Source organism: Lentilactobacillus sp. Marseille-Q4993 (assembly GCF_951230165.1).
Lineage (GTDB): Bacteria > Bacillota > Bacilli > Lactobacillales > Lactobacillaceae > Lentilactobacillus.
Genome location: NZ_CATNVB010000010.1, coordinates 27,317 through 54,316, shown reverse-complemented (window position 1 = coordinate 54,316; position 27,000 = coordinate 27,317). Strand labels below are relative to the sequence as shown.

The window sequence follows — 27,000 nt, the reverse complement described above, 5'->3', positions numbered from 1 at the left end:
TAGTTTAATAATTATGATACCACTTTTGAAGGGACTTTTTTACGTCTATAAGAGTGGTAAATCAATTGAAGATTTGCTGAGGTCGATTGCGTATTTAATATCTTGATTGGATTTAACGGTGAAATCGAGATCAGATGAGAAAATCAGAATTCCCAGTTTGTGGCCCTTAGCAATTCTAAAGAAGGTTGGTTCCAGGGCAAACTCGATTTGGTAGCTTTCGTTCGCCTTTAAATCATCAACCTTGTAGCTATTTTCCCGGTTTTGCATGTTGATATGTCCATCAGTAATTTTTTTGAATTCAGTTTCTTTATCTTGGTAGGTAAACTCACGCAGATCATCCTTGCGCCAATTAAAGCCGGTGAAGATTCGCATCCGGTCCAGAATAGTTGGCGTAGGGGTCAACCGTTTGGCGGTACCGTAATCAACAACTGCGACACTGAGAGCCCCGAAGTCGTGATCACTCTTTGCGTTAAGAGAAACTTTGATTTGGCCGTCGATAGTTGTGTCAGCGCTCATCTCTTGACTTATTAGTTTGATTGCACTGCCGTCAGTTTTAGATTCATCTAGTTTGTATAGCTCAGACCGCCATTGAGCTGTGTCCTTGCTAAACACTTTGAAATCATCATCATTCATATGGTTGGAGAATTCAGTGTTGCCATTAACGTTGGTCAACCAGTTATCATCAAGTTGATACTGCTTAACGTTGTGATTATCGCCCCAATCCTTTTCGGGTGTCCAGGTTTGTTCGGTAACGTTATCCTGAACTAATACGTCTGGGAGAACGGTATTAGCACCGTTATCCACCCCGTAAAGCTTGTTCACGAGCCAGAGGTTCACCATATCGGTAAAGTCTACGGATCTAAAGTTATGCAGGTATTCATGTTGACCTTGATGGAGAACGGTCTTCAAAGTAATGTCATCGTTTTTGATTAGGTTTCTCAAGTTAAACGCGTGGGAAGGCTTGACGTTCCAGTCGTTCAAACCATGAACGAGAAGGATATCAGCCTTGATATTATCATGATTGAGGTAATTACGGCGATCCCAGAATCGGTTGTAGTTTCCAGTATCACGGTCTTCGCCAGCTTCAATCTCCTTTAATCGTTTTGCCCATTCATCCTTGGTCTTGACGTAATCAGTAGCCTCCTGTTTTCTTGAGAAGGTCAATTCAGCCAAAATATCGGCGTCTTCACCTTGGAATCCACCTGGGGCAACTACCAAACCATTTTCGCGGTAGTAGTCATACCAGTTTGAAATTCCGGCCTCTACCACGGCAGTCTTTAAGCCTTCAACTCCTGATAAGGCAGCAGCGTTGGCTAGAGTTCCAAGGTAGGAACGACCGGTCATCCCAACATTTCCGTTGCTCCACCAGGCTTCAATAGCAACATTATCAGTCCGGTTAGTGAAAGCAGTTCGTTTGTGGTTCAGCCATTCGATTACTGCAGTGGTACTGATAGTTTCATCTTCATCACCGGTGGTACGAAAACCGTCAGAGTCCTTGGTTCCAACTCCTGATGAGTAGACAACGGCAAAACCGTGGGAAAGAAGGTAATCATTTAGCGGATAGGTCCACGTTTTGGTGAAAGTTTCCTCAGCGGTTTCAGTGGTTGATTCAATCTTTCTTGGGGCTGGGAGGGGCTTGTGTTCAGGGACGAATTTAATGTCATCGTATGTGAAGTTGTTTGGTTCTTTTCGCTTCAATTCACCATTGACGTCGTGAGTCAACTTATCAGCGGAGTCGTCATTAGTTCCTTGGTCGTATGGACTTTCAGTTAGGACAGCAGGAACAACCACTCCTTCGTCAGTTTCGGCCGGGCGAAGAACTTCAACTTTGATTAGATCAAGTTTGCCGTCATTGTCGTTATCTTGAGGAGCTTCGACGTAAACGACTTCCCGAATGACTTTTTGGGTGTTGAATACGGCTTGGGACTTTCCGTTAAAGAAAAGCGGTGCCTTTAATGATTCGTCAGTTCCCATCTGAGCAAAAAAGCCCTGGCCAGCTAAGTAGTCGATTAGGGTCTGACCAAACTTGGTGCGGGTATTAAGCAATAAATACCAGGCATCAATTAACTCACCAACGGTTAGGGTGTCCGCAACGTCCGCAACGGGTAGCCCTAGTTCGTTCATCTTTTTAAGTGGCTCATCTAGGTTGAAATCAAGGCCAACTTCAAACTGAAGTAGTTGAAGGGCAATGTTGTAAAAAGCGTTCTTCTCAACTTTGGGTTCAGTCTTAGTGTATTCATTGGCATCTTCATCGGGAGTGGCCATGATAGTGGACAGTTTGTAGATTCTAGTCGAGTGACCCTGTTTTTCCATAAAGAATTTCATTAAAAATTGGCGAAACAGCATTACGGGGTCCGACATCTTCTCCGTTTTTGGGGTTAGAAACCGAACGTCCTTTAACTCGTTGATTATTTGGGCGTGGTCAGTCGGAACGTACGCAAATTGATTGATTTTCATTAATTATCCCTCCGCTACACAGAATTTTACTTACAATAAGATTGCGACAGATTTGCTGACTTTGCAAGCTGGTTGTTTATTTTGATGTTGGTTTTTGGTTATAATGGAAACAATAAATGACGCTGAAATGGGAGATTACATGGAATTTGTTGGTCAAATATCGTTAATATTAGTGACAACCTTAATTGCAGGAGCGCTCAGTTCTAGAATTGGGATGCCCGCTGTGATTGGACAGTTGCTAGTTGGGGTGTTGCTTGGCCCGGGTGTTTTCGGATTACTTAGCAATACTGAATTGATGCATGCTGGCTCCGAACTTGGGGTGATCATGTTGATGTTTATTGCTGGGATTGAAAGTGACCTTGATCTGCTGAAGAAGTATTTCAAACCGGCAATTAGTGTGGCGACATTTGGGGTTATTGCCCCGATGATTGTCTTCTATATATATGGTCAGATGATGCATCAAGGTTTTGAACGGTCAATTTTCTGGGGTGTTATCTTTGCAGCAACGTCTGTTTCAATCAGTGTTGAAGTTCTCCGGGAATTCAAAAAATTGAATACTAAGGAGGGGGCAACAATCTTGGGAGCGGCCGTTGTCGATGACATCATTGCGGTCGTCTTACTATCAATTTTCGTTAGTGTTTTTGGAGTCGGCAACGATGGCAAAACAAATTTATTAGTTGCTAGTTTGATCCAAGTCCTCTACTTTGTTGGAGTTGTTATTGTGGTCAAGTGGATTGCCCCAATCTTACTTCGAATAGCGGAGCGGTTGCCAGTTCACGGAGCTACTTCAATTATTTCAGTAGCGTTGTGTTTAGCAATGGCCTGGTTGGCCGATGAGATTGGCTTGAGTGCCGTTGTTGGTGCCTTTTTCGCTGGGGTTGCTGTCGCCCAGACTCGTTACGAAAAGGAAGTTTCGTCTAGCGTGAGTTCTGTCGGTTATACTTTCTTCATTCCAATCTTCTTTGTCAGCATCGGGTTGGACATGGAGTTTGGTGGGGTGCTTAAAAACATCGGCTTTATCATCGTTATGACATTGCTCGCATTAGTTACCAAGTTGTATGGTGGAGCGATTGGAGCCAGAATTTCCAAGATGTCCAAAAATAGTTCGATGGTTATTGGTTCCGGGATGGTTTCCAGAGGTGAAATGGCCCTAATTATTGCTCAGATTGGGCTCGAAGCTAGTTTGATTGCAAAAGGATTGTATTCAGAGATAATAATTGTAATTGTATTAACAACTATCATGGCACCACTGATGCTAAAGATGGGATTACAGAAATTAGGTAAGGGAGATAATTGATTATGGTTACGGAATATGCAAGTGGAGCAGTCGTTTATCAGATTAGACATGGGTTAGTGTGCTATTTACTATTGCAGAGTGCAACGGACAATTTCTGGGGTCTGCCTAAAGGACACGTTGAGGAGCACGAAAACAAGGTACAAACTGCGATTCGTGAAATCAAAGAAGAAACGGATTTGGATACTAAAATCGACACGGGGTTTGAACAAAAAGTTGAATACGATATGAAAAACGGTCACCACAAGGACGTTACTTTTTATGTCAGCCGGGTTGATGATGGGGTCGAGGTTTCTCGTCAGGAAGAGGAAATCAATTCATACGGTTGGTTTGAATTAGATGAGGCTTTGGATACATTGACCTATGACAATTTGAAGGGCCTTTTGACCGCTGCAGATAAATACATTCGAACAAAGGAAAATTTGTAGAATGGCAGGAAAGAAGATTTTTGTGATTACTGGGGCTGCCGGGAGTGGCAAGACAACTGTTCGTAACTATTTGACCGCTAAGTTTGGGATGACTAAGGTGATTACCCATACTACGCGCCAACCACGAGGGAAAGAGCAGAATGGAGTCGACTATTATTTTGAGACTCGCAGTACGTTTGCTGCTAATCATTTCTTGGAATCGGTTGAGTATGACGGTAATCTATACGGTTCGTCATATGAAGGCCTGGAACGGGCTTGGGACAAGAGTGATGATATTTGCATCGTTCTTGATACTGCTGGAGCGATTACTTATCAAGAAAAACTTGGAGCTCAAGTAGTAGTCATCTTTTTAAAAGCACCAAGTCCAGAGCTACTACTGAAACGAATGACTTTACGTGGGGATGACACATCCAAAATCATGCAGCGAGTGAAAAGCCATGAGTATCGTCGTGATCTTGAACTTCCCGTGGGACTGAAGGGGAAGGCTCATATTATTGAAAACTCAGACCTTGAAAAAACGCAGCGATTAGTGGATGACATCGTTGAAAATTACCGTTGATTTAATTTGTTGAGTGACATTTTGAATCAAACGGTTTTTTTTGTGTTATGATTAGTCAAATTGGACAAACAGTAATTATTACATTTAATCGGAGGAATTCATATGCCAGCTGCGATTGAAGAAGCAACTAACGTTTTAAAAACTAACAACTATAAAATTACTAAGCAACGACTTGCGATGCTTAACTATCTTGTAGAGGAAGCAAGTAAGAAGTATGTGGAAGTTACTAAGCTCGATGCTTACATGCGGGAGTCATTTCCCAAAATGAGTCATAACACAATTTACCGGAACATTTCCGAATTCGAAGACTTAGGAATTGTTGAAAAGCAGGCAAATGGCGATCACCAAAGCGTCAAGTTTCAGTGTGACTTCAAAAATGAACATCATCACCACTTCATCTGTAATAACTGTGGGAAGGTAATTGAATTGGACGACTGCCCACTAAGTGAAGAAATTGTAGCTCAATTACCAGGATGCAAAATTTCAGGCCACCTGTTCCAGATTTATGGATTATGCCAAGAGTGCCAAAATTTAACCAATAATTAACTAAATATTAAGTGATTATGCAGCTTTGTGTGAGATAATCAGTAAAATTTAGTTAGGAAGTGCATCAATGGATAATCGAATCCCACCACTAATTACACCGTTTGCTATCTTATCGATTTCGTTAGCGTTGGGAGCGACTAACGTTGTGGTCAATAAGGTTACCGCGACTAACGAGGGAACCCCGACGACCCACCAAACGGCTAGTCAGCGAAACCTTACTTCATCGATTTATGGTAAGACTCAAGCCAAAGCGACGAATAGTAAGAAGTTGAAGCCTGAGGAAACGACTACTGATAAGAAGAAGCAAACAAAATCAGATAAAGATCAGGATAAGAAAAAACAAGCTGTTAAAGATTCAAGTGAAGAACCAACGACTAAGAAAAAGGCTACTAATGACGAAGCAGTCACTGATTCAACGGCCGGTACCAAAAAGGCAACAACTGCTAAAAAATCTGGTACAAATAAGACGACACAGTCTAAGGCTACTACGCCAACAAACCGGAATACGACAACCAAGGCAACGACCACTACGCCAAAGCAATCGACAAATACTGATACCACAACCAGTACAAATCAGACTAAAGCAACGACTCAGAAACAGGGAACGGCTGCTACTAATGGCAACACTACTCAGACTAAGTCGAATACAGGAACCCAAAAGTCAACGACTGCAGATGACGCCGTCGATGAAGGGGGGACTAATTAATGTTTAGTTTTTTAGATATGGTCAACCACTATATGGGCTACTTCAATATCAATTTGACGTTGAAGAGTCGAATTTATACGATTTTAGGACTTTTAGGTGACGGCTATCTGTTCTACATAGCGTTCAGATTCCTCCAAAATGGCTACCTGTCAAAAGGAATCCTCTTTATGGCAGTTGCAATCGTGTTGTTGTACTTTGCGCTGTGTAATCTTTTTTACTACTTCACTAATAAGCAGGCAAAGTTTGACGTTTCTCCATTTATCGCCAAGAAACTGCATATTGCTGAGAAACCGAAGGAAGTTCATGCAACCTCTGGACTTGGTTCAGCAGTTATCACTGAAAATCCATCAAACGGAATATTCGATGACCGGCACGTTTTACCAGCTAAGGTTGAGATCAGTGCTGAGCAGCAACAAAATATCGACGGACTTACTGCAACCCTGATTAGACATCAAATAGTGACTGATAATTATGCTGGCTACAGTGATGCGCGACTTCAAAGCTTGCTCAAGGCCACTGGAAAACCAGTGTTTAAGATTGGGAAGGGTGCAATGGCTCCCTTCTTTGGGATGAAGGATATTAACCACGAGTTGGTAGTCTACGCCGGAATCAATCAGGCAGAGTCGTGCCCAGTCGGTACTATAAAGCGAATTGGATTACAATCAATCAAGTCCGTTGATCGGGAGGAACTTAAGTTTTTCCTTGCATCAGTGGCGGTTGTTGGTGGGCCCTATAAAGAGTTTGGTCGCTCCCAAATGATTGAGCATAATCAGCCGTATACGGTAGCCGTTAAGGTTGCCTACAAAAAAAGAAGATAAATAAAAGGGATGACTTTTGAAAGTCATCCTTTTTTGTGAGAAAATATAACATGGAACTAAAAAATATCGCAAATATTCTGGTTTTGGCGTTGAATTTTCAAAAAAATAGTGCAAAAATTAGAATAGTTCGGTAGAATATTAAGTACTAGTAACAAAAGTTACTTGAATATTCGAGTTTTGTTTAGTGGTTTTAAATACTACTATTAGTGGTATTTAAGGTCTATTATAGGTTTTAAAGGGGAAATAGTTTTACGAATTCCCTGCTTTAATTTATGATGGACTTAGCAATTATTCTTAGGATTTTTTAATTAAAATCTTAGAAAACGGAGGAATACGTTATGTCAATGATCGAATTTGAAGACGTACAAAAGTATTACGGTGATTTTCACGCATTAAAGGATATTAATCTCAACATTGAGGCTGGAGAAACCGTTGTTTTGATTGGCCCTTCTGGTTCAGGTAAATCAACCTTGATCAGAACGGTTAACGGGTTGGAACCAGTTCAAGATGGTAAGTTGATTGTTAATGGTCAAGATTTTGCTAATAAGAAAACTGATATTAACCGAATTCGTAAGAACGTCGGAATGGTGTTCCAACACTTTAATCTATACGCTAACAAGACGATTTTGGAAAACATCATGCTTGCCCCAAGAATCGTGCTACATAGAGATGAAGCGGAAAATAAGAAGTTTGCGATGGAACTATTGGACCGAGTTGGGTTAGCGGATCAAGCAAATAAGATTCCAGCTGAGCTATCTGGTGGTCAACAACAACGAATTGCAATTGCTCGTTCACTTGCAATGAAACCTAAGTGTTTACTTTTCGATGAACCAACCAGTGCTTTGGATCCAGAAATGATTGATGATGTTCTTAACGTTATGAAGGACATTGCTCGGGATTCCAATATGACGATGTTGGTTGTTACCCACGAAATGGGATTTGCTCGTGAAGTGGCCGACCGGGTTATTTTCATGGCTGATGGTCAAATCCTTGAAGATGATAGTAGTGAAACATTCTTCGACGGCGAACCTTCAAACGAAAGAGCTCGTCAATTCTTAGGAAAGATTATCACTCACTAATTCATTACAATTGGAGGATTGCACTATGAAAAAAGTCTATCAAAAGCTCGGACTTTTATTTGCACTAGTTGTAATGGTTATGAGTTTAGGTGCATGTAGTAATTCGAGTTCAAAGAAAAATGTCCTGGCGGACGACAAAAAGTCAAATACGATTACTTGGGGAGTTAAGGCTGATACCAAGTTGTTTGGTTTGATGGACGTTAAGGATAACCAAATTAAAGGATTTGAAGTTGATCTTGCTAAGGCAATGACCAAGCAAATTCTTGGCAAGGACGGTAAGGCTCGTTTCCTTCAGGTTACTAGTCAAACCCGGATGCCATTACTTAGAAACGGTAATATTGATGCCATTATGGCGACGATGACAATTACCCCAGAACGGGAAAAACAAGTTGATTTCACTCGTTCATACTTTGACGCTGGTCAAGCTATCTTGGTTAAGCAAAATAGTAAGGTCAAGAGCGTTAAGAGTTTGAACAAAAAGGGTGCGGTTATCCTTGGAGTTGTTGGTTCTAACTCAGTTCAAAACATTAAGAAATTTGCGTCAAAGGCAAAAGTGCTTCAGCTTACTGATTACTCACAAGCTTTGACGGCATTGAAGTCTGGTCAAGGTGATGCGTTGACTACTGATAACGGTATCCTTTATGGTATGTCAGTTGAAAACCCAGGTTACGTTGTTCGTGGTGGGGCGTTCACTAAGGAACCATACGGAATCGCGGTTGACCAAGGCCAAACTGGTTTGAAGAACGCTATGAACAAAGCTCTCACTAAGGTGGAGAAATCCGGCCAGTATAATAAGCTTATTTACAAGTGGTTCGGTCACGTTAAGGGATTTGATTTGAAGGAGGCATATAGACAATGATAAGTATTTTTCAAAACTATGGTGGCCTTCTCCTTCAAGGATTTGGTCAAACCCTGATATGTAGTATTATTGCGCTGTTCTTTGCTTTAGTTATTGGATCTGGCTTTGCTATTTTGGAAGTTATGCCAAACAAGTTAATTCACGGCCTTGCTAAAGCATACATTGAATTATTCCGGAACATTCCACTGTTGGTTATCACAATGTTCTTCTACGTTGTTATCCCAATGTACATTGCTAAAATCAGTGGGTTTGCAGCCGGAACGATTGGTCTTACCCTATACTCGTCAGCGTTTATCGCTGAAACCGTTCGGTCAGGAATTCAGTCAGTTGATCCTGGTCAAATGGAAGGGGCTCGTGCAAACGGACTTAGCTTCTGGCAAGCCATGAGGTACATTGTTTTGCCTCAAGCTTTCAAGTATGTTTTGCCACCACTGGGAAACCAATTTATCAACTTGATCAAGAATTCATCCGTTTTAGCCTTCGTTGCGGGAATGGATTTGATGTACCAAGGTAACGTTATTGCCTCTGATTCATTGAGAAGTATGGCAACTTACCTTTGCATTGGTTTGTTATACTTGATCATTACGCTACCGCTCAGTTATTACATGAGATACCTTGAAAAGAAACTAGCAGCATAAGGAGGGAACAGTTATGTTAAATGTTTTATGCGCATATTCATGGGTCAACATCAAGTTCCTTCTCGAAGGTGCTGGTGTTACCGTCTTTGTATCAGTTGTCTCAATTATCATTAGTTATATTCTGGGAGTTATCCTAGGAATTATCCGTTACGTTAACTTTAAGTACGTTTCGGCAATCGTTGGGTTTATCATCGATATTATCAGAAACTTACCTTTGATTCTGGTTATCTTCTTTACCTACTTTGGCTTACCAAGTCTTGGTTTCAAACCAGCCCCAATTTGGGCCTCCATCATCGCCTTATCAATATTTGAAGCAATGATGGTTGCTGAAATTGTTCGGGCCGGGATTGCCTCGATTCCGATTGGGCAAATGGAAGGTGCCAGGGCCAATGGGCTAACTTATTGGCAAGCTCTGAGGTACATTGTGCTACCTCAGGCTATCAAGAACATGATTCCTGCCATTGTTAGTCAGTTCATTTCATTGGTTAAGGATACGTCACTGGCAACAATCATTGTGTTACCTGACTTGATGAACCATGCTCAAATTATCTATGGGCAGAACACAAATTACACAATTCCGATGTTTATTGCATTGGCGGTTATGTACTTTATTGTTTGTTACTCACTATCCCTTCTTTCTGAGTACTTGGAGAGAAGAATCGGGCGGTCTAAGGCGGTTGATCCAGAGGACCAGCCAACTAACCCAGATGATCCAAACAACCCAAATAACATTGCTAATTTAGATGCTTAATAAATTAAAAAAACGTCGCTCTCTGAAAATGAGGGTGACGTTTTTTGTAAACAGTCAATGTAAACTAGCGGTTGCCCTTACATAATCCGTTTGTTAAGCTAATATGGTCGCATTTTTTATAGGCCTATTAAAAACCGGCAATTATTCTTGGAGGTTTTATTTTGACTACACACAAAAAGACGGGAAAGTACAAAATTTTTGCTGCAGTCGCATTTCTATTGCTGGTTTTTGGGATTTGGTCAGTTACTAGTAAGGCGGATTATTATTCAACTAAGATTAAAAATAGTGGCACGGATGACGATTACTGGGTATTAACGGGAACGACCAAGGCACCAGATGACTATTACGTTGTTGCGGTTAATAAAAATGATTCTGATAATCCAGTTCAGCAACTTAATGATTCAGATGGGAACGCTGTTCGAGTTCATAACGGTGAATTTTCGGGTAACATTAGCGCAATAAGTGCAACCGAAGATGGAACTCAAGGTGAAAAAACGTCAGTATACATAACTGCGATTAATCCTAAGGTTCTCAGTGATTCTGAAAAAGAAGAATTGGATTCGGAGGTTAAAACTAACCGGGTCAGTGATGTTAAAAATAATGGTAGCTTGTATGAGTTTACTGTGAACGGGGATCAAGCTGAGTATATTACTTCGGAGGACGATGACGATAGTGACGATGATGAAGACACCGATACTGATGAAGATACTGATTCTGATGACACCGATACCGATGATGAGGAAGAGGAAGATTCAAGTTCAGATGAACCCGATGAAAGTTCAAGCAAGACAGTTACTGCTGATGATATTCCAAGCGGAATTAAATACACACCAATAATGCTTAGCACCTTTGAACGCTATTCTAAAAAGTATCTTTCTAAGGGAGTGGCGATGCAGGGAGTAATTTCTTCAATTCAACACGATGCGGATAACGAAGAATATCTCATTTCGATTGTTGATGGTAATTATGATCACGAGTTTGTTGCGTCAATCGCCGACTCTGATTTAGATAAATTATCTTACACCCTTGAAGAGGATGACTGGGTTGATGTTAAGGGAATCGGTTATGATGGATTCACCAATACAAATGCCAGTGGGGCAGTTTCAAAAGTACCAGGGATTCTGGTTAAATCAATTAAATTAACGCCATAAACGGCATAAAAAAAGAGAGGCCTTGGTCTCTCTTTTTTATGCGGATTAATATTTAAATTTCATCGTCAACGGCTTCGTCAACCATCTCATCTGGTTCACCTGCGTGCTTTTTACTTTCGTAGTAAAAGACAGGGATCCCGATAAGCACGAATATGAACGATGTTAGAACTCCAACCATATCTGATTGGATCTCACTAACGATTACGAACAGCGAACCTAGAATGGCTACAACCGGAGTAATTGGGAATAGTGGCACTGAGAATACTCTTTTTTGGCCTGGGTTCCGTTTTCTAAGTAAGAATACTCCCACGAAGGCCATTACGTAGAAACAATACACCGTGAAGATACAAAGTTCTGATAGTCGGTCAGCGTCTGCAAAGGCAATCATGAATGCAACGATTACTAGTTCTACTACCGTTGAGAAAACAGGAGTGTGACTCTTTGGATGTAAGTAACCTAAAGTCTTTGAGAAAGGCAATTGATGACGTCGAGCCATTGCGTACATGATTCGTGGGAACGTCATGATTTTACCGTTCATACAACCAACGATTGAAATAATAATTCCGATACTGAGAATCTTACCACCAACTTCACCGAAGGCTTGGTTGGCCATGTAAGGAATAGCACTAGTTCCTAACTTGTGAATTTGTTCTGCTGGCACTGCTCGGTAGACACCAAACGAGACGAGCATGTAGATTGCCAGAACCCCGAGAATTCCGTAAGTAATTGCTTGGGGTAATAACTTTCGGGGGTTCTTGATTTCACCACCAAGGTTGGCAACGAGGATCCAACCATCAAAGGCAAACAGTGTTGCCAGAATTGCCACTCCAAAATTGCCGGCAGTAGCGTGGACTTCTTTAATACTTTGGCCAAGAGCGTTGTGCTTACCAAAGAATAATCCGAATATAATCAAAGCCGCACAGGGAACCAATTTACAAAGAGTTGTAATAATAGCAAATCTTGCTCCATAGCGGTTTGAAAAGAGGTTCAAGATTCCGACGGCGACGACGGTTCCAATTGCCAACGGAACGTTCCAGCTTTGAGGAAAGCCGAAAAAGTCCGATAAGAGGATGGCCAAGTAAGCCCCCAGAGAGGCAATCATCGCTGGACCGTAGATAACAATCTGCATCCAGCCTGACAGGAATCCCCAGAGTTTACCGTAAAGCTTTTCCATATATACATAAAGGCCACCTGTTTGGGGCATTTGCGATGCAATTTCTGCAATTGTCAATCCAGCGGTAAGGGTCAGCACACCACCGGCTAACCAAGCGAGTAACCCTGCGGTTGTACTACCAGCATCATCAAGAACGGCTGACTGCCGAACAAAGACACCGGCACCAATAATCGTACCAACAACTAACGATAGAGCTGACCATAGGCCAAGGTCTCTATCCAAATGGACCTTGTTATTTTCTTCTTTCATGCTAAATTGACTCCTTTATTCCGGAATAATGAATCGCTTGAGGCGCTTAACATCAACATCGCTTAACTCACTGGTGATCATGGTGCCGTTAGCATCATAATCAGTTGAAATCACATTAGTTTTTTCATTTAAGTAAGAAACGACGTCGCCACGGTCAAACGGAATCATTAGGGAAACAGTTTGATAGTTTTTAAATATTTTTTCGGAAATGATTTTGATGAGGTCTTTAAGTGACGATTCATCAAGGGCTGACATGATGAGGTTATCACCCTCGCGACTTGGATAGCTGATTCCCATTCTGTCTGCTTTGTTGTAGGCAATTACCATTGGAATGTTTTCAACTCCAATGTCCTTAAGGGTTGATTCAGTTGTTTCCATCATCAAATCGCGGTTATCGTCTGAATAGTCAACAACTTGGATGAGTAAATCAGCATTCGCTGCTTCGGCAAGAGTTGACTTAAAGGCTTCAACTAGTTGATGGGGGAGCTCGCTAACGAATCCAACGGTATCACTTAGCAAGAATGTCTTTTGATCCGGGAGGGTAATTTTCCGAACGGATGTGTCCAAAGTGGCAAACAACATATCTTTGACCATTACTTGTTTATCTTCATCGTCATCAAACATGCTGATCAAACCGTTCATTACCGTTGACTTACCTGCGTTGGTATACCCTACAAGGGCAACGGTCGGTAATTCACTCCGGTCACGTTGCTTTCGCTTAACATCAGCAGATTTACTAAGCTCTTTCAACTCCTGATTAACATGAGCAATTTTGTTTTGAAGGGTTCGCCGGTTTAATTCGAGTTGAGATTCACCAGCACCACGGTTGGTAAAGCCACCATCGCCACCCCCACCAGTTTGCTGGTCAAGTCGTTGACTAGCTGAAGTGTGAAGACGGGGCATTTGATATTTAAGTTTTGCTAATTCAACTTGAAGTTTTGCCTCTTTTGACTGGGCCCGATTGGCGAAGATTTCAAGAATCAAGCCAGTTCTATCGATGATGCGAGCATTGGCTTGCTTTTCGATATTTCTAATCTGACTGGGTGAAAGTTCGTCATTAACGACGACAGTCTCAATTCCTGTGTCTTGGATAAGAGTAGCAAGTTCTTCAATTTTTCCTTTACCAAAATAGGTAGCGGGATCTGGACGGTCTAGTTTTTGGGTGAGGGTTTCCTTTGCAACCATGTTATTTGCTTCAACAAGGTTGTTAAGTTCTTCCATTAGGTAGTCAAAGTTACGACCGGTTTTGTTCAAACCAATTGTGATGACTTCTGTTCTGTTATCTGATTGTTCCATTAATTTCCTCCCACAATTTTTGTCTAATTATAACATACAAGTGTTAAAAATATGTAAACAAAACTGCTTTGTAACTTGCTTGTTAAAGTTAGCGTTTTCATGAAACGACGGCAATTAAAGCCTGCTTGGAGAGTAAGATGGGCATCGACCGGTTTTCAACTTGATTAAGATTGACGATTTTTACCTTTCTAATGTTTAAATGCAGTTATAACGGTTAAAATAGTAGACTATTTAATAAAATTAAAAATAGATGTTGATTTTAACCAAAATCTAATCTAAAATAAATCTTAATTTATAAAAAGGGGTGGATTAGATGAAACTCAGTTCAGTTGCGAAGCTGGCAGGAGTGGCCTTTGCATCTGCATTGGTTCTTGCTGGTTGTGGTTCTAATTCTTCGTCAAAACCGGCGAAGAAGTCGATTACGTGGATGCAAATCAGTAGTTTAACGACGATGGATTTATCGAAGGTTACTGATTTAATTGCAGCCCAAACAATTAACAACACTAATGAAGGGTTACTGAGAATGTCGACCAACAGTAAGGTTGTACCCGGAGTTGCCAAGAATTACACCATTTCAAAGGATGGTAAAACTTGGACGTTTAATTTGAGAAAGTCAAAGTGGAGTGATGGTAGCGCAGTTACTGCCAAGGATTTTGTTTACTCATGGCGCAGAACATTAGCACCCAAGACTGCATCACAGTACGCTTACATATTTGATCATATTAAAAATGCTAACGCGGTTAATGCTGGGAAAATGCCAACTAGTAAGTTAGGAGTTAAGGCAGAAGGTAAGTATAAGCTTGTGGTTACTCTTAATCGACCACAAAGTTACTTCAAATTCTTAGTTGCCCAAGCCTACTTTGCTCCTCAGAAAGAATCTTACGTTAAGAAGTATGGTTCTAAATACGGCACAACTGCTAAAGCACTAGCATACAATGGCCCTTATATCTTGAAGGGTTGGAACGGAACTAACGATACCTGGCAGATCGTTAAGAACAAGAACTACTGGGATAAGAAACGGGTCAAACTTGATGAGGTTAAATTCACGACCATTAAGGATCCATCAACTGGCCTAAATCAATATCAAAGTGGCAAACTTGATGTGGCAACTCTTAGTGGTCAGCAAGTTAAAAACTACAAAAACAATAAAGAGTTTGCGTCAAGAAAGATTGCGGCAACTTGGTATCTAGAAATGAACCAAAAGAAGATTCCGTTCTTTAAAAACAAGAACATTAGAAAGGCAATTTCTTTAGCAATTGACCGCAAAGAATTGACTAATGATGTTTTGGCTGATGGCTCAATTCCAGCTAAGGGATTTGTGGCATCAAACATGGCTTACCATAACGGTAAGGATTTCGCTGATGAGGCGGCCGTTAAGGATGCAGTATCTTCAAATCTTACCGAGGCCAAGAAGTACTGGGCAAAGGGATTAAAGGAAACTGGTAAGAAGAATGTCACCTTTACTTTAAATGCCGATGATACTGATTCAGGTAAGAAGACTGCTGAATACATTCAAAGTTGTTTGAACAAGTTACCAGGGATGAAGATTCAAAACCAAAACCTACCATACAAGACTAGATTGGCTCGTTCCGCAAGCCGTGACTTTGATATGGTACTTTCTGGTTGGACTGGTGACTTCCCTGATCCAATTACGTTTTTGACGTTGATGTCAACCGGTAACGCTTATAACGACGGTCAATGGAGCAATAAGCAATACGATACCCTGGTTAAGAACGCCGAAGGTAAGGATGCTAATAATGTTGATAAACGTTGGGATGACATGGTTAAGGCTGAAAAACTGTTAGTAAATGAAGAGGGTGTGGTTCCTCTCTATCAACAAGTAACACCACAGCTGGTTAAGTCCAAGGTTAAGAACATCAAGTTCTACCCAACAGCACCAGTATGGGATTGGAGCTATGTAAGTTTGTCGAAGTAAAGAGTTTGTTTGAAAATGGATCTATCGATAATGGTAGTTCCATTTTTTAGTTCAAATGTACTAGTAAACACTTGTCCTATCATCATAGACAGTCCGCTTATAGCAAACATTAGATATAAGTTAGATAAGGAAAAAATGATATGAGAATTTAACTTTGAATAAGTTTTCAATATTAAAATCTAACTAGTGCTAACATGTTCGCGTCAGATAAGCACATTTGTGCATTTTGTCAAATACTTTTACCTATTTAAATTGCAACGTTTGCTTATGATTATGCACAATCAATGATAGAAGTGAGCCAAACATAAACTTAAAAAAATCAAATTAAGCATTGATTTTAATCAAATTTTAATTTAAAATAGAAACCATTCTGAAACAGAATAAAAACCAAAGGGGTGCTTGGAAATGAAATTAAGCTCTGTAGCTAAATTGGGAGGTACTGCTGCATTAGTTGCGCTTGTATTAGCCGGCTGTGGTAGTGGCAGTAGTTCATCTCAAAGTGGAAAGAAACAAGAATTAAATTGGGTTGAAAGTGCAAACTTACCAACCATGGACGTTTCAAAGATGACCGATATCGTGTCATCAAGAATGGTTAACTCAACTAACGAAGGTCTTCTTCGTTTAGCAGCTAACAACAAAGTCGTTCCTGGTGTTGCTAAGAGTTACAAGGTTTCTAAGGATGGTAAGACTTGGACATTCAATCTTCGTAACGAAAAGTGGAGCAATGGTAAGCCAGTTACTGCCAAAGATTTCGTTTACTCATGGCAACGGACTGTATCACCAAAGACTGCATCACAATATGCCTACATCTTCGGTAACATTGAAAATGCTACTAAGATCAACTCAGGCAAGATGGCCGCTTCTAAGTTGGGTGCAGAAGCAAAGGATGACCACACATTGGTTGTTCACTTGATCAAACCACAAACTTTCTTCAAGTACATGGTTGCTCAAAGTTACTTCATGCCACAACTTGAATCACAAGTTAAGAAGTCTGGTTCAAAGTACGGTACTACTAGTTCAAACATGGTTTATAACGGACCATTCAAGATGACTGGATGGAACGGTACTAACGATTCTTGGAAGTTAGTTCCTAACAAGAATTACTGGAACAAGAAAGCTATTAAGTTGAGCAAGGTTAACGTTCAAGTTGTTAAGGATCCTTCAACAATGTTGAACCAATACCAAAGCAACAAGCTTGATTTCATTACCCTTAACGGTACTCAAGTAAAAGAATACAAGAACAACAAGGAATACAAGGTTAACAAGGAAGCTTCAAACTTCTACCTTGAAATGAACCAAAAGAAGCACCCTGAATTCAAGAACAAAGATATTCGTAAGGCATTTGCATTGGCAATCGATAAGAGCCAATTAGCTAACAAGGTTCAAGCTGATGGTTCCGTTGCCCCAACTGGATTCGTTCCAACTGATATGCAAAAGTACAAGGGTCAAGACTTCGCTGATGCTGCTAAGGTTAAGAGCGGTGTTGACTATGACTTAGCCCAAGCTAAGAAGTTGTTTGCTAAAGGAATGAAGGCTGAAGGCAAGAAGACATTATCACTTGACTTACTTTCAGATGATACTGATAAGGCAAAGAAATCAACTGAGTTTATTCAAAGTCAATTGGAAAAACTTCCTGGTGTTAAGATCAACAACCAAAACTTGCCATTCAAGACACGTCTTGCTCGTTCTGCTGATGGTAACTTCGACCTTGTAGTTTCAGGTTGGATTGCTGATTACCCAGATGCAAGTAACTTCCTTGACTTGATGACTTCTAACAACCCACAAAACAATGGTGAGTGGAAGAACGCTAAGTATGACGCATTAGTTAAGAAGGCTGAAGGTGCCGATGCCAACAACGAAGGCGCTCGTTGGAACGACATGGTTCAAGCTGAAAAGATCTTGATGAACGAACAAGGGGTTATCCCTCTTTACCAAACTGGTGTATCAACTTTGACTAAGTCAAACGTTAAGGGAATCCAATTCTTCCCAACATCACCAGAATATGATTTCACCAAAGCATCAAAATAAGCTAGCAGTTTTATAACCACAAATTGATAATGCAGATGAGACTGGATTAGTATAGCGCCAGTCTCATTTGCTGTTATACAGACATCGGATTAGATCTTATAGAAAACGTGAGGAGCATTTATGGTAAAGTATCTCGGAAAAAGAATCTTTTATATAGTGCTAACCCTGTTTATCGTAACAACGGTTACCTTTTTCTTGATGAAATTTATGCCAGGAACTCCCTTGACCAACCAGGCCAAATTGACTCCTGAACAAATTCATCAAATCTACAAGCAGTATGGTTTGGATAAACCACTTTGGTATCAGTATCTTGCATACCTTGGTGGGGCGCTCCACGGAAACTTCGGAACGTCATTCCAGTTCAGTGACCAACCAGTTTCGTACCTGATTGGAACTAGAATTGGACCATCACTTCAACTAGGTGCCCAAGCAATGGTATTGGGTACAATTATCGGAATTATTATCGGTGCCGTTGGTGCCGTTAAGAAAGATACTTGGGTTGATACAACTGCAACAATCGTTTCAATCCTAGGTATTTCAATTCCATCTTTCGTTCTTGCTGTGTTACTTCAGTATTATTTGGGACTCAAATTAAAGATGTTCCCAATTGCTGATTGGCAAGGATTTGCATACACGGTGCTACCAACACTTGCGTTAGCCGCGGCGCCATTGGCCGAAACGGCTCGGTTTATGCGAACTGAAATGGTTGATGTGCTGAGCTCTGACTATATTGAGCTTGCTAAGGCTAAGGGACTTAATAAGATGGGAATCATTTATCACCATGCTTTGCGGAATAGTTTGATTCCAATTGTTACTATTATCGGACCACTAGCCGTTAACATCATGACCGGTTCAATGGTTGTTGAAAACATCTTCTCAATTCCCGGAATTGGTGAACAATTTGTTAAGTCAGTATTGACCAACGATTACCCAACCATCATGGGACTGACGATTATGTATAGTTTCATGTTGTGTGTGGTTATCTTGATAACCGATATTCTATACGGGGTCATTGATCCTAGAATTAGAATCAATAAGTAGGAGGAAGAAAAGTAATGGCAGATAATCCAAAACAACTATCAGCTGATGATTTTAGATTAGTCACCGACGAAGATAAGAAAAATCTCGACAGTGAAAAAATCACGGCGCCATCATTGACCTTCATCCAAGACTCCTGGCGTCGTTTGAAAAAGAACAAGGCAGCGATGATTTCCCTTGTTCTGATCGTTATTCTGTTTCTATTAGCGTTCACATCAGGTTTTTGGCAACCCCATAACCCTAATGACGCCAATCCAAACTTAGCAAACTTACCACCAAAGATTCCCGGAATCGATATCAACGGATTCAATGGAACCTTAAATCAAGGTGGAACTAGGGTTGATGCATACGCTCAAGCCGGTGTTGGTAAGAGTGTGCACTTCTTGATGGGAACTGACTACCTTGGTCGGGACCTCTTCTCAAGAATCCTTTATGGAACTCGAATTTCCCTTACAATTGCCTTAGTTGCCAGTTTCTTTGACCTTACTGTTGGAGTTATCTACGGTATCGTTTCAGGCTGGAAGGGTGGCCGAATCGATAACTTTATGCAACGGTTTATCGAAATTATGCTTTCGATTCCTTACATCGTTATCATGGTTCTTTTGATTCTGGTTTTGAAACCAGGTATGAGTGCCATCATCTTGGCTATTGCAATTACTAGTTGGATCAACATGGCCCGACTAGTTAGAGCCCAGACGTTGGAATTAAAGAATCAAGAGTTCATATTAGCGGCGAGAACGTTAGGTGAAAGTCCATTAAAGATTGCTTTCAAGCATTTATTGCCAAACTTGACTAGTGTTATCATCATCAACATGATGTTCACTATTCCAACTGCAATCTTTAACGAAGCCTTCCTGTCATACATTGGTATTGGTATTAGTGCACCTCAAGCATCACTTGGTACTTTGATCAATGATGGGCAGAAGAACTTCCAGTTCTTGCCTTACCAAATGTGGTACCCAGCAATTGTTTTGGTCATTTTGATGATTGCGTTTAACCTTCTTGGTGATGGTTTGCGTGACGCATTTGATCCAAAGAGTAGAGAGTAGGTGATTTTGAGATGGAAGATGAAAGAAATATACTAGAAGTTAGAGATCTCAAAATCGATTTCAAGACTTATGCTGGCCGCGTTAAGGCTATTCGTGACGTTAGTTTTGACCTCCGTAAGGGAGAAACATTAGCTATCGTTGGTGAATCAGGTTCCGGTAAGTCAGTTACTACGAGAAGTATCATGGGTTTGTTGGCTCAAAACGCAGTTGTTACCGGCGGCTCAATTGAGTTTAAGGGTGACGACTTGCTTAAAAAGTCCGACAAACAAATGGATGCTATTCGTGGTCGGGACATCGCTGAAATTTTCCAGGATCCGATGACGTCATTGGACCCAACAATGAAAATTGGAAAGCAGATTGCCGAACCATTAATGATTCATAAGGGTATGAAGAAGGAAAAGGCATATGCTCAAGCCCTTGAAATGATGAAGTTGGTTGGAATCACGGACGCTGAAAAGCGGATCAACAACTATCCTCATCAATTCTCAGGTGGTATGAGACAACGTATCGTTATCGCGATTGCGCTGGTTAACTACCCTGAAATTCTGATTGCTGATGAGCCAACTACTGCTCTTGATGTTACGATTCAAGCTCAAATTTTGGACTTGATGAAGGAACTCCAAGAAAAAATTAACACTTCAATCATCTTTATTACTCATGATTTGGGTGTTGTTGCAGGTATGGCCGATCGAGTTGCCGTTATGTATGCTGGTAAACTGGTTGAATACGGTACGGTTGATGAAATTTTCTACAACCCAAAGCACCCATACACTTGGGGATTGCTTAACTCAATGCCAACAATGGATACCACGGGTGATGAATTACCGTCAATTCCAGGAACGCCTCCTGACTTGTTGGATCCACCTGCAGGTGATGCGTTTGCACCACGGAATCCATACGCATTAAAGATTGATACTGAACAGGAACCACCATTCTTCAAGGTTTCTGATACTCATTACGCCGCAACTTGGTTATTGGATGAGCGTGCGCCTAAAGTGACGCCACCGGAACCAATTATCGAACGGCAAAAGCACTTCAAGGAACTTACCGCTGCTGCCTTGAAGAGCCACAAAAATCAACACGTTAATGAACAGGAGGAGCAACTTTAATGGATTATTCAAAAGCAAAAAAAGTTCTAGAAGTGAGCCATTTAAAGCAATACTTCAACATTGGTAAGCCCAATGAAGTTCATGCGGTTGATGACATCTCCTTCGATGTTTATGAGGGTGAAACATTTGGATTAGTTGGTGAATCCGGTTCTGGTAAAACTACGACCGGCCGAGCAATCATCCATTTGTACGAGCCAACTGAAGGTAAAATTATTTTTGATGGTCAGGATGTTTCGAAGCTTAATACAAAGGAGAAACGTCAACACTTCCGTCGGGAAATGCAGATGATTTTCCAAGATCCATATGCTTCTCTTAACCCCAGAATGAAGGTTAAGGATATCGTGGCTGAAGGAATCGATATTAATCATTTGGCTAAGGATGACGCTGATCGTTCCAAACAAGTTGAGGATTTGCTTGAAACCGTTGGTTTGAACAAAGACCACTCAAGCCGTTATCCCCATGAGTTTTCTGGTGGTCAACGACAACGAATTGGTATTGCCAGAGCTTTGGCGGTGCAACCACAATTCATTATTGCTGATGAGCCAATCTCAGCCCTTGATGTTTCGATTCAAGCTCAAGTGGTTAACTTGTTAAAGAAGCTTCAAAAAGAAAATAACTTAACGTACCTATTCATCGCCCATGATTTGTCGATGGTTAAGTATATTAGTGATCGAATTGGGGTTATGCATTACGGACGGATGTTGGAAATTGCCACTTCTGATGAAATTTATGCTCACCCACTTCATGACTACACTGCTAGTTTGCTTTCGGCAGTTCCTGTTCCCGATCCTGAGTACGAACGGGCCCGGGTTCAAAAGGACTACGATGCCAGTCAAGAATTTGACGGTAAGGAAAGAAAACTAGTGGAAATTGTTCCTCACCACTGGGTTAGAGCCAGTGAAGATGAAATTCCGATGTACAAAGAACGGGCAATGAAAGAATCCCGTTTGAAAGACGAAGACTAGCTTTAAAGGCCACCAATCATTGATTGGTGGCCTTTTTGTGACCTGATATTTACAAAGTCTGGCATTAAGATTAAAATTATTTATATAAGTTTATATCTTTTAGCTTATAGAAAAACGTTGGGGGTAGCGAGATTGAAAATTAGACGGATTTTGCTGGCTGTAGCTAGTTTTGCGTTGTTTGGATGTCTATTTGCGCAAACTAGTTCAACCACTGCGACAGCTGCAAAGAGACATGAATATTTGATTGTTATGGGTCATGGAGCAGGTGACCCTGGGGCTAGAGGAAATGGTACCACTGAGGCAACATTCCTACGTAAGAAATTATTGCCACATATGGAAAAGTACGCAAAGCGGGTTAAGAACCGCGATATTAAGTTTTATAGTCCTAAGCATGACATCGTGAAGGATACGCTTGTGTACCACAAAGGTTCTTACAAAATCCATAAGAACACTTCTGTTGTGATGTTCCACTTGGATGCACCTTATGGTCACGGTGGTCACGTGATTATTCATAAGCGGAAACCAAACAATCGTGATAAGCGGTTGGCCCATGTGATCAAAAAGTATATTGGCTTGAACCGGGCTTACAATGGATACAGTTTTAGAACTAATTTGAGAAATTGTAATGTGTTGAGAAGACGAGGGATTGATTACAGCTTGGTTGAAAGTGGATTTATCACAAGCAAGAGGGATTATCACCGATTAAATAAGAACATTGATAAGATTGCTAAGGCTTATTTGGAAGCAATTATCAACGAAAAAATTAAATAACAGGAAAAAGCCAGGTTGCGTTTGCGACCTGGCTTTGTTTTAGATTGTAGTAGCGTATGAGTAATCATTTTTTTGCATTGAGATAGCAAATTAGTAATCCTTTTTTGCAATACATATGGAACGTGGTGGGCATAGATTTAAGCCTTTAAAGTGCAAAAGTCTTAAATACTAGCCTTATCGTAAGGAGTAAACTCCTAACGATAATTTCACCACTGATATGTATTGCCTTTAAATGATTACTATGCTCAATCACGCCTACTAAGACGACACCAAAAATTCATTCTCGATGCAGTAACAGGTTGACTATGTGTGTTTATTTTTTAACAATGCTTATGGGACTCAGGGTGCGAACTAGAAATTTATAAATTTCGTTCGTGAGCCACTGCAAGGCTGACACTAACTAACGAACATAATGTGGAGTTAGTCGTGACAGCTACTGTTGGGCATAGATTTAAGCCTTTAAAGTACAAAAGTCTTAAATACTAGCCTTATCGTAAGGAGTAAACGCCTAACGATAATTTCACTGCTGATAAGTATTGTTTTTTAATAAATACACTTACACAGATTGGAATTAATGCAATGATACCCTAGTCGTAGATGACCATTCCTCAATCTTTTCCCAGTGTTGATCTTATTTGATGGGGGTAAATATAATCTGGCTAATGTGGAGAATCATGGCAAATCAAACTAATGTGATGTATTTCAGGAGAAAATGGTAATTAAGTGTGGCTGATAAAATACTTACCGACAGGTGTGTAATTATTATAGCTACCCGTAATCATTAAAAAAAGCATGATATTCAGCAGTGTCGTTCTAGTTAGGCATTTATGCCTTACTAGAAGACTAGACTTTAAGACTTTCGCTTTTTAAAGGCTTAAAGCTATGTCCACTGCGTTCCAATATCATGCTTAGTAAATGATTACATAATAAATGTAAGTATTTCTAAATGCCGATTTTAATTAAACATCCGCCGACACATTATTGAAGTACTCAACCGTGAACTTACCATCATCATAGTTCACCTTCGTCACACTACCATTCTTCGTCGACACATCCACCGGAATATCACTCCAGTGAGCAACCAAGTTTCTAATCAACGTCCCGTGAGTAGCCACCAAAATTTGATCACCATCTTTAGCGGCATCAACCATCTTCTTAACTCCAGGCACAAATCTATCCCAGAACTCAGCACCTGATTCGGCATCACCATAAGGATCCGCCTTAGCAATAATGTTTTCAGCTTCCTCAATGGTAAACTTAGCAATCATTTCATGGAATGAGTTGACTCCAAGGGGACCACCAATGGTGTGCCAAGTCTTAACGTCGTCTTCGCCTTCATAGTAACCAAAATTAAGCTCACGCATTTCTTCCAACTCGGTTGGAGCATCGATGTCAGCTGGGTTTTCAGCTAACATCAATTTGCCAGTTTGGACGGCTCTTCGGGCGTCACTTGAGTAAGCAGCGTCAAATTTAATTTTGCTTAGTCGCTTACCGGCATCAATGGCATCGTTAATTCCCTTATCAGTGAGGGGTGAATCAGCGTAACCCTGAATCCGGTGGTATTTGTTTAAGAATGTTTGACCATGTCGCACAAAGTAAAGTGAAATTGTCATGATGATCCTCCTACGTATACATTTAAAATTAAATTAGTTAAATTCTACCATGAAATATGGATTCCTTCAAAATATACCAATTTGGTTTTAAGTAAATTTTTTTCAAAAACAGTCATAAAGTCAATGCTTTTTTGATTTAAGGTCAAAATTATGATAAACTAGTTAGTCAATTATAGGGGGAAAAGATATGGCAGATAACATTAAAGCACAAGAACAAAGCTATTTGGATAATGTCACCGATAAGATTCAATCAGCTGAATCCGTTCTTGAGAAAAAAGTAAAATCAACTAAAAAGGATATCTCGAAGATCAACCAAAACTTCGAAAATGATGTCCGAATTAAAACCGATACATACAGTGGCATGATGGAAACCGCCATGTCTATTCGGCAACAACAACAAATGCTCGCTGAGCGGGAAAACCGGCAAGAATACGCCGCCAAGCAATTGACCACGTTAAAGAAACTTGAGGAAAATCCATACTTCGCTCGCATTGATTTTCGTGAGTCTTCAGAAAAGGCTGATGAGACCATCTATATTGGAATGGCTTCGTTTACTGATCGGCCAGACCATTATCTCATTTATGACTGGCGAGCTCCAATTTCCAGTATTTACTATAATGGTGGGATTGGCAAAGTTAGCTACGATACGCCTGATGGGGAGCAGACGGTCGATGTTAAGTTAAAACGACAGTTTCAAATCGAAGACGGTAAGATAAAGACCGTATTTGATACCGAAGAGGTAGTTGGTGACCAAATGCTGCTTGACGCATTGGGTGGCCATTCAGATACCAAGATGAAGAGTATCGTTACCACCATTCAAAAGGAACAAAATAAGATTATTCGGGATACTAATTCCGAATTGTTATTTGTTCAGGGAGCTGCTGGCTCGGGAAAAACGGCTGCTGTCCTGCAACGGGTTGCCTATTTGTTATACCAATATTCAGGTAAACTCCACTCTGGTCAAATTATTCTTTTCTCTCCTAACCAACTATTTAATGATTATATCAACCAAGTTTTGCCAGAACTTGGTGAACAAAATATGGTGCAAATGACCTTCTATCAATACAGTTCTTACAGACTACCAAGTATTGAGGTTGAAACTTTATCTAGCCGTTTCGATGATCAGTTTGAAGAAAACGCTCGCAAAATCAACGAAATCAAGGGTAGTTTGGACTACTTCAAGGCAGTTACGGCATATGCTAACCATTTGAATAAGGAAGATATGCGGTTCAAGAACTTGATGTTCAACGGCAAAGTGTTGATTCCAAAGGAAAAAATCGAGGAAATCTACTACGGGTTCAATGAAAACTACAATCTACGGAACCGACTTGAGGGAACGAAGGAAAGCTTACTTAAGATTTTGAATCGCAAAGTCCACACAGAAATGAAGAAAAAGTGGGTTGAGGACGCCGTTCAAAACCTAACTAAGGAAGATATTCAGCGGATGCACGCCGACGCTGAGGAAGAAATCGAAAACGCCGATAAAGAGTTTAGATTCTTGGCCCGACGAATCGTTATCCAATCATTCAGAAAAGTTCAGAAGCAGATCAACCGGAATCACTTCCTTAGCATCAACAATCAGTTTGTGCATATGATGAGAAGCTTGCCACTGATTATTGATCTTAAGAAGTATGGAATTGACGAGTCTGTTTGGAAGCAGGTTGTTAACCAGACGATTGATAGGTTGAAGCATAGTTCACTGTCACTTGATGATGCTTCTGCATACCTGTACCTCTATGATCAGATGACTGGTAAACGAGGGGACCGGGATATTCGCTACCTATTCATTGATGAAGTTCAGGATTACTCAGCCTTCCAACTTGCCTTCCTAAAGTTCAGTTTTCCGCGGGCTAAGTTCACTCTTCTTGGTGACCTTAACCAAGCAATTTTCACCCACGAAAACAGCCACCGGTTGCTTAGTGAGTTGAACATGATGTTCGATAAGGAAAAGACGAGTGTTGTGCAATTGACCAAGTCTTACCGATCAACTAAGCAGATTACTGACTTTACCAAGCAGCTGTTAGCAGATGGTGAGGCAATCGAGGCTTTTAACCGAAATGGTGAGTTACCGGTAATTTCAATTAAGAACAATGAGCAAGACGCCATTCAACGTTTGAAACAGCAAGCCGAAGAAAACCTTGGTGAGCATGACACTACCGCAATTATTGCTAAAACGCTCAAAGAGTGTGAGCAACTGACTGATAAACTAAAGGCAGCTGGTGTTAAGGCAACGTTCATTCGAACTGAAAACCAACGATTGGTTAATGGAATCATTGTTGTTCCATCGTATCTAGCCAAGGGACTTGAATTCGACAGTATTATCATGTGGGACGCATCAAAGGCTAATTACAGTGATGATGATGAACGCCAACTCGTTTACACGATTTGTACCCGGGCAATGCATCGATTGACGATTATTTCAGTTGGCGAACTTTCGCCGCTATTTGATCGGGTAGACAGCAGCTTGTACCAACTGGAAGATTAGG

General features: G+C 40.7%; 23 protein-coding genes. 19 read left to right on the top strand and 4 right to left on the bottom strand.

The features are described from left to right. Window positions 1-45: 45 nt before the first annotated feature. On the bottom strand, window positions 46-2,457 hold the full coding sequence (locus QOW94_RS05625) for a Xaa-Pro dipeptidyl-peptidase (RefSeq protein ID WP_283679275.1): 2,412 nt from the start codon (window positions 2,455-2,457) through the stop codon (window positions 46-48). Between the two features lie 139 nt (window positions 2,458-2,596). Between QOW94_RS05625 and QOW94_RS05620 the strand changes: the two genes are divergently transcribed. The 11 genes from QOW94_RS05620 to QOW94_RS05570 all read left to right on the top strand — a co-directional run bounded on the left by QOW94_RS05620 (window position 2,597) and on the right by QOW94_RS05570 (window position 11,286). Then, window positions 2,597-3,754 carry a cation:proton antiporter gene (locus QOW94_RS05620; RefSeq protein WP_283679296.1) on the top strand — a complete coding sequence of 386 codons (1,158 nt, stop codon included), beginning with the start codon at window positions 2,597-2,599 and terminating at the stop codon, window positions 3,752-3,754. A 2-nt stretch (window positions 3,755-3,756) separates the two neighbouring features. Next, window positions 3,757-4,179 (top strand): bis(5'-nucleosyl)-tetraphosphatase, encoded by a 423-nt coding sequence (locus tag QOW94_RS05615; protein WP_283679274.1) that lies wholly within the window; start codon window positions 3,757-3,759, stop codon window positions 4,177-4,179. 1 nt (window position 4,180) lies between these two features. After that, window positions 4,181-4,738, top strand: a complete 558-nt coding sequence (locus QOW94_RS05610; RefSeq protein WP_283679273.1) for a guanylate kinase — start codon at window positions 4,181-4,183, stop codon at window positions 4,736-4,738. A gap of 102 nt (window positions 4,739-4,840) precedes the next feature. Further along, entirely contained in the window at window positions 4,841-5,284 is a 444-nt protein-coding gene (locus QOW94_RS05605; RefSeq protein ID WP_283679272.1) for a Fur family transcriptional regulator, read from the top strand. Between the two features lie 67 nt (window positions 5,285-5,351). After that, a complete protein-coding gene (locus tag QOW94_RS05600) occupies window positions 5,352-5,990 on the top strand; it encodes a hypothetical protein (protein ID WP_283679270.1) in 639 nt (212 codons plus the stop codon). Then, on the top strand, window positions 5,990-6,808 hold the full coding sequence (locus QOW94_RS05595) for a DUF6681 family protein (protein ID WP_283679269.1): 819 nt from the start codon (window positions 5,990-5,992) through the stop codon (window positions 6,806-6,808). Before QOW94_RS05600 ends, QOW94_RS05595 begins: the two co-directional genes overlap by 1 nt. 338 nt (window positions 6,809-7,146) lie before the next feature. Then, window positions 7,147-7,887, top strand: a complete 741-nt coding sequence (locus QOW94_RS05590) for an amino acid ABC transporter ATP-binding protein (protein ID WP_283679268.1) — start codon at window positions 7,147-7,149, stop codon at window positions 7,885-7,887. Window positions 7,888-7,912: 25 nt separating this feature from the next. Beyond that, window positions 7,913-8,746, top strand: coding sequence for a transporter substrate-binding domain-containing protein (locus QOW94_RS05585; protein WP_283679267.1), 834 nt, complete (start codon window positions 7,913-7,915; stop codon window positions 8,744-8,746). After that, window positions 8,743-9,384 carry an amino acid ABC transporter permease gene (locus QOW94_RS05580; protein ID WP_283679266.1) on the top strand — a complete coding sequence of 214 codons (642 nt, stop codon included), beginning with the start codon at window positions 8,743-8,745 and terminating at the stop codon, window positions 9,382-9,384. The genes QOW94_RS05585 and QOW94_RS05580 overlap by 4 nt, the downstream gene beginning before the upstream one ends. 13 nt (window positions 9,385-9,397) lie before the next feature. Next, window positions 9,398-10,135 (top strand): amino acid ABC transporter permease, encoded by a 738-nt coding sequence (locus QOW94_RS05575; RefSeq protein WP_283679265.1) that lies wholly within the window; start codon window positions 9,398-9,400, stop codon window positions 10,133-10,135. Between the two features lie 161 nt (window positions 10,136-10,296). Then, entirely contained in the window at window positions 10,297-11,286 is a 990-nt protein-coding gene (locus QOW94_RS05570; protein ID WP_283679264.1) for a hypothetical protein, read from the top strand. A 52-nt stretch (window positions 11,287-11,338) separates the two neighbouring features. On the opposite strand, the gene QOW94_RS05565 is transcribed toward QOW94_RS05570, so the two are convergent. Together QOW94_RS05565 and hflX are read right to left on the bottom strand one after the other, a co-directional pair. Continuing rightward, window positions 11,339-12,709, bottom strand: a complete 1,371-nt coding sequence (locus tag QOW94_RS05565) for an APC family permease (RefSeq protein WP_283679263.1) — start codon at window positions 12,707-12,709, stop codon at window positions 11,339-11,341. A 15-nt stretch (window positions 12,710-12,724) separates the two neighbouring features. Further along, window positions 12,725-14,005 (bottom strand): GTPase HflX, encoded by a 1,281-nt coding sequence (gene hflX, locus QOW94_RS05560; protein WP_283679262.1) that lies wholly within the window; start codon window positions 14,003-14,005, stop codon window positions 12,725-12,727. Between the two features lie 313 nt (window positions 14,006-14,318). Between hflX and QOW94_RS05555 the strand changes: the two genes are divergently transcribed. The 7 genes from QOW94_RS05555 to QOW94_RS05525 all read left to right on the top strand — a co-directional run bounded on the left by QOW94_RS05555 (window position 14,319) and on the right by QOW94_RS05525 (window position 22,901). Next, entirely contained in the window at window positions 14,319-15,941 is a 1,623-nt protein-coding gene (locus QOW94_RS05555; RefSeq protein WP_283679260.1) for a peptide ABC transporter substrate-binding protein, read from the top strand. A gap of 405 nt (window positions 15,942-16,346) precedes the next feature. After that, window positions 16,347-17,969 (top strand): peptide ABC transporter substrate-binding protein, encoded by a 1,623-nt coding sequence (locus tag QOW94_RS05550; RefSeq protein ID WP_283679259.1) that lies wholly within the window; start codon window positions 16,347-16,349, stop codon window positions 17,967-17,969. A 120-nt stretch (window positions 17,970-18,089) separates the two neighbouring features. Then, the gene (opp3b, locus tag QOW94_RS05545; RefSeq protein ID WP_283679258.1) at window positions 18,090-19,010 is read left to right on the top strand and encodes an oligopeptide ABC transporter permease; all 921 of its coding nucleotides are present in this window, start codon (window positions 18,090-18,092) and stop codon (window positions 19,008-19,010) included. 14 nt (window positions 19,011-19,024) lie between these two features. Continuing rightward, on the top strand, window positions 19,025-20,056 hold the full coding sequence (locus tag QOW94_RS05540; RefSeq protein ID WP_283679257.1) for an ABC transporter permease: 1,032 nt from the start codon (window positions 19,025-19,027) through the stop codon (window positions 20,054-20,056). An 11-nt stretch (window positions 20,057-20,067) separates the two neighbouring features. Next, entirely contained in the window at window positions 20,068-21,165 is a 1,098-nt protein-coding gene (locus tag QOW94_RS05535) for an ABC transporter ATP-binding protein (protein ID WP_283679256.1), read from the top strand. After that, the gene (locus QOW94_RS05530) at window positions 21,165-22,130 is read left to right on the top strand and encodes an ABC transporter ATP-binding protein (protein WP_283679255.1); all 966 of its coding nucleotides are present in this window, start codon (window positions 21,165-21,167) and stop codon (window positions 22,128-22,130) included. Before QOW94_RS05535 ends, QOW94_RS05530 begins: the two co-directional genes overlap by 1 nt. Window positions 22,131-22,262: 132 nt before the next feature. Next, window positions 22,263-22,901, top strand: a complete 639-nt coding sequence (locus tag QOW94_RS05525; protein WP_502867247.1) for an N-acetylmuramoyl-L-alanine amidase — start codon at window positions 22,263-22,265, stop codon at window positions 22,899-22,901. Between the two features lie 959 nt (window positions 22,902-23,860). On the opposite strand, the gene QOW94_RS05520 is transcribed toward QOW94_RS05525, so the two are convergent. Next, complete coding sequence (locus QOW94_RS05520; RefSeq protein WP_283679254.1) at window positions 23,861-24,514, bottom strand: histidine phosphatase family protein; 654 nt, start codon at window positions 24,512-24,514, stop codon at window positions 23,861-23,863. Window positions 24,515-24,701: 187 nt separating this feature from the next. Between QOW94_RS05520 and helD the strand changes: the two genes are divergently transcribed. Next, window positions 24,702-26,999, top strand: coding sequence for an RNA polymerase recycling motor HelD (gene helD / locus QOW94_RS05515; RefSeq protein WP_283679253.1), 2,298 nt, complete (start codon window positions 24,702-24,704; stop codon window positions 26,997-26,999). The last annotated feature ends 1 nt before the right edge of the window (window position 27,000 follow it).

Bases quoted from the DNA above. Each gene is read 5' to 3' on its own strand.
- QOW94_RS05625 (WP_283679275.1), bottom strand. From the start codon at position 2,457: ATGAAAATCAATCAATTTGCGTACGTTCCGACTGACCACGCCCAAATA.
- QOW94_RS05620 (WP_283679296.1), top strand. From the start codon at position 2,597: ATGGAATTTGTTGGTCAAATATCGTTAATATTAGTGACAACCTTAATT.
- QOW94_RS05615 (WP_283679274.1), top strand. From the start codon at position 3,757: ATGGTTACGGAATATGCAAGTGGAGCAGTCGTTTATCAGATTAGACAT.
- QOW94_RS05610 (WP_283679273.1), top strand. From the start codon at position 4,181: ATGGCAGGAAAGAAGATTTTTGTGATTACTGGGGCTGCCGGGAGTGGC.
- QOW94_RS05605 (WP_283679272.1), top strand. From the start codon at position 4,841: ATGCCAGCTGCGATTGAAGAAGCAACTAACGTTTTAAAAACTAACAAC.
- QOW94_RS05600 (WP_283679270.1), top strand. From the start codon at position 5,352: ATGGATAATCGAATCCCACCACTAATTACACCGTTTGCTATCTTATCG.
- QOW94_RS05595 (WP_283679269.1), top strand. From the start codon at position 5,990: ATGTTTAGTTTTTTAGATATGGTCAACCACTATATGGGCTACTTCAAT.
- QOW94_RS05590 (WP_283679268.1), top strand. From the start codon at position 7,147: ATGTCAATGATCGAATTTGAAGACGTACAAAAGTATTACGGTGATTTT.
- QOW94_RS05585 (WP_283679267.1), top strand. From the start codon at position 7,913: ATGAAAAAAGTCTATCAAAAGCTCGGACTTTTATTTGCACTAGTTGTA.
- QOW94_RS05580 (WP_283679266.1), top strand. From the start codon at position 8,743: ATGATAAGTATTTTTCAAAACTATGGTGGCCTTCTCCTTCAAGGATTT.
- QOW94_RS05575 (WP_283679265.1), top strand. From the start codon at position 9,398: ATGTTAAATGTTTTATGCGCATATTCATGGGTCAACATCAAGTTCCTT.
- QOW94_RS05565 (WP_283679263.1), bottom strand. From the start codon at position 12,709: ATGAAAGAAGAAAATAACAAGGTCCATTTGGATAGAGACCTTGGCCTA.
- hflX (WP_283679262.1), bottom strand. From the start codon at position 14,005: ATGGAACAATCAGATAACAGAACAGAAGTCATCACAATTGGTTTGAAC.
- QOW94_RS05555 (WP_283679260.1), top strand. From the start codon at position 14,319: ATGAAACTCAGTTCAGTTGCGAAGCTGGCAGGAGTGGCCTTTGCATCT.
- QOW94_RS05550 (WP_283679259.1), top strand. From the start codon at position 16,347: ATGAAATTAAGCTCTGTAGCTAAATTGGGAGGTACTGCTGCATTAGTT.
- opp3b (WP_283679258.1), top strand. From the start codon at position 18,090: ATGGTAAAGTATCTCGGAAAAAGAATCTTTTATATAGTGCTAACCCTG.
- QOW94_RS05540 (WP_283679257.1), top strand. From the start codon at position 19,025: ATGGCAGATAATCCAAAACAACTATCAGCTGATGATTTTAGATTAGTC.
- QOW94_RS05535 (WP_283679256.1), top strand. From the start codon at position 20,068: ATGGAAGATGAAAGAAATATACTAGAAGTTAGAGATCTCAAAATCGAT.
- QOW94_RS05530 (WP_283679255.1), top strand. From the start codon at position 21,165: ATGGATTATTCAAAAGCAAAAAAAGTTCTAGAAGTGAGCCATTTAAAG.
- QOW94_RS05520 (WP_283679254.1), bottom strand. From the start codon at position 24,514: ATGACAATTTCACTTTACTTTGTGCGACATGGTCAAACATTCTTAAAC.
- helD (WP_283679253.1), top strand. From the start codon at position 24,702: ATGGCAGATAACATTAAAGCACAAGAACAAAGCTATTTGGATAATGTC.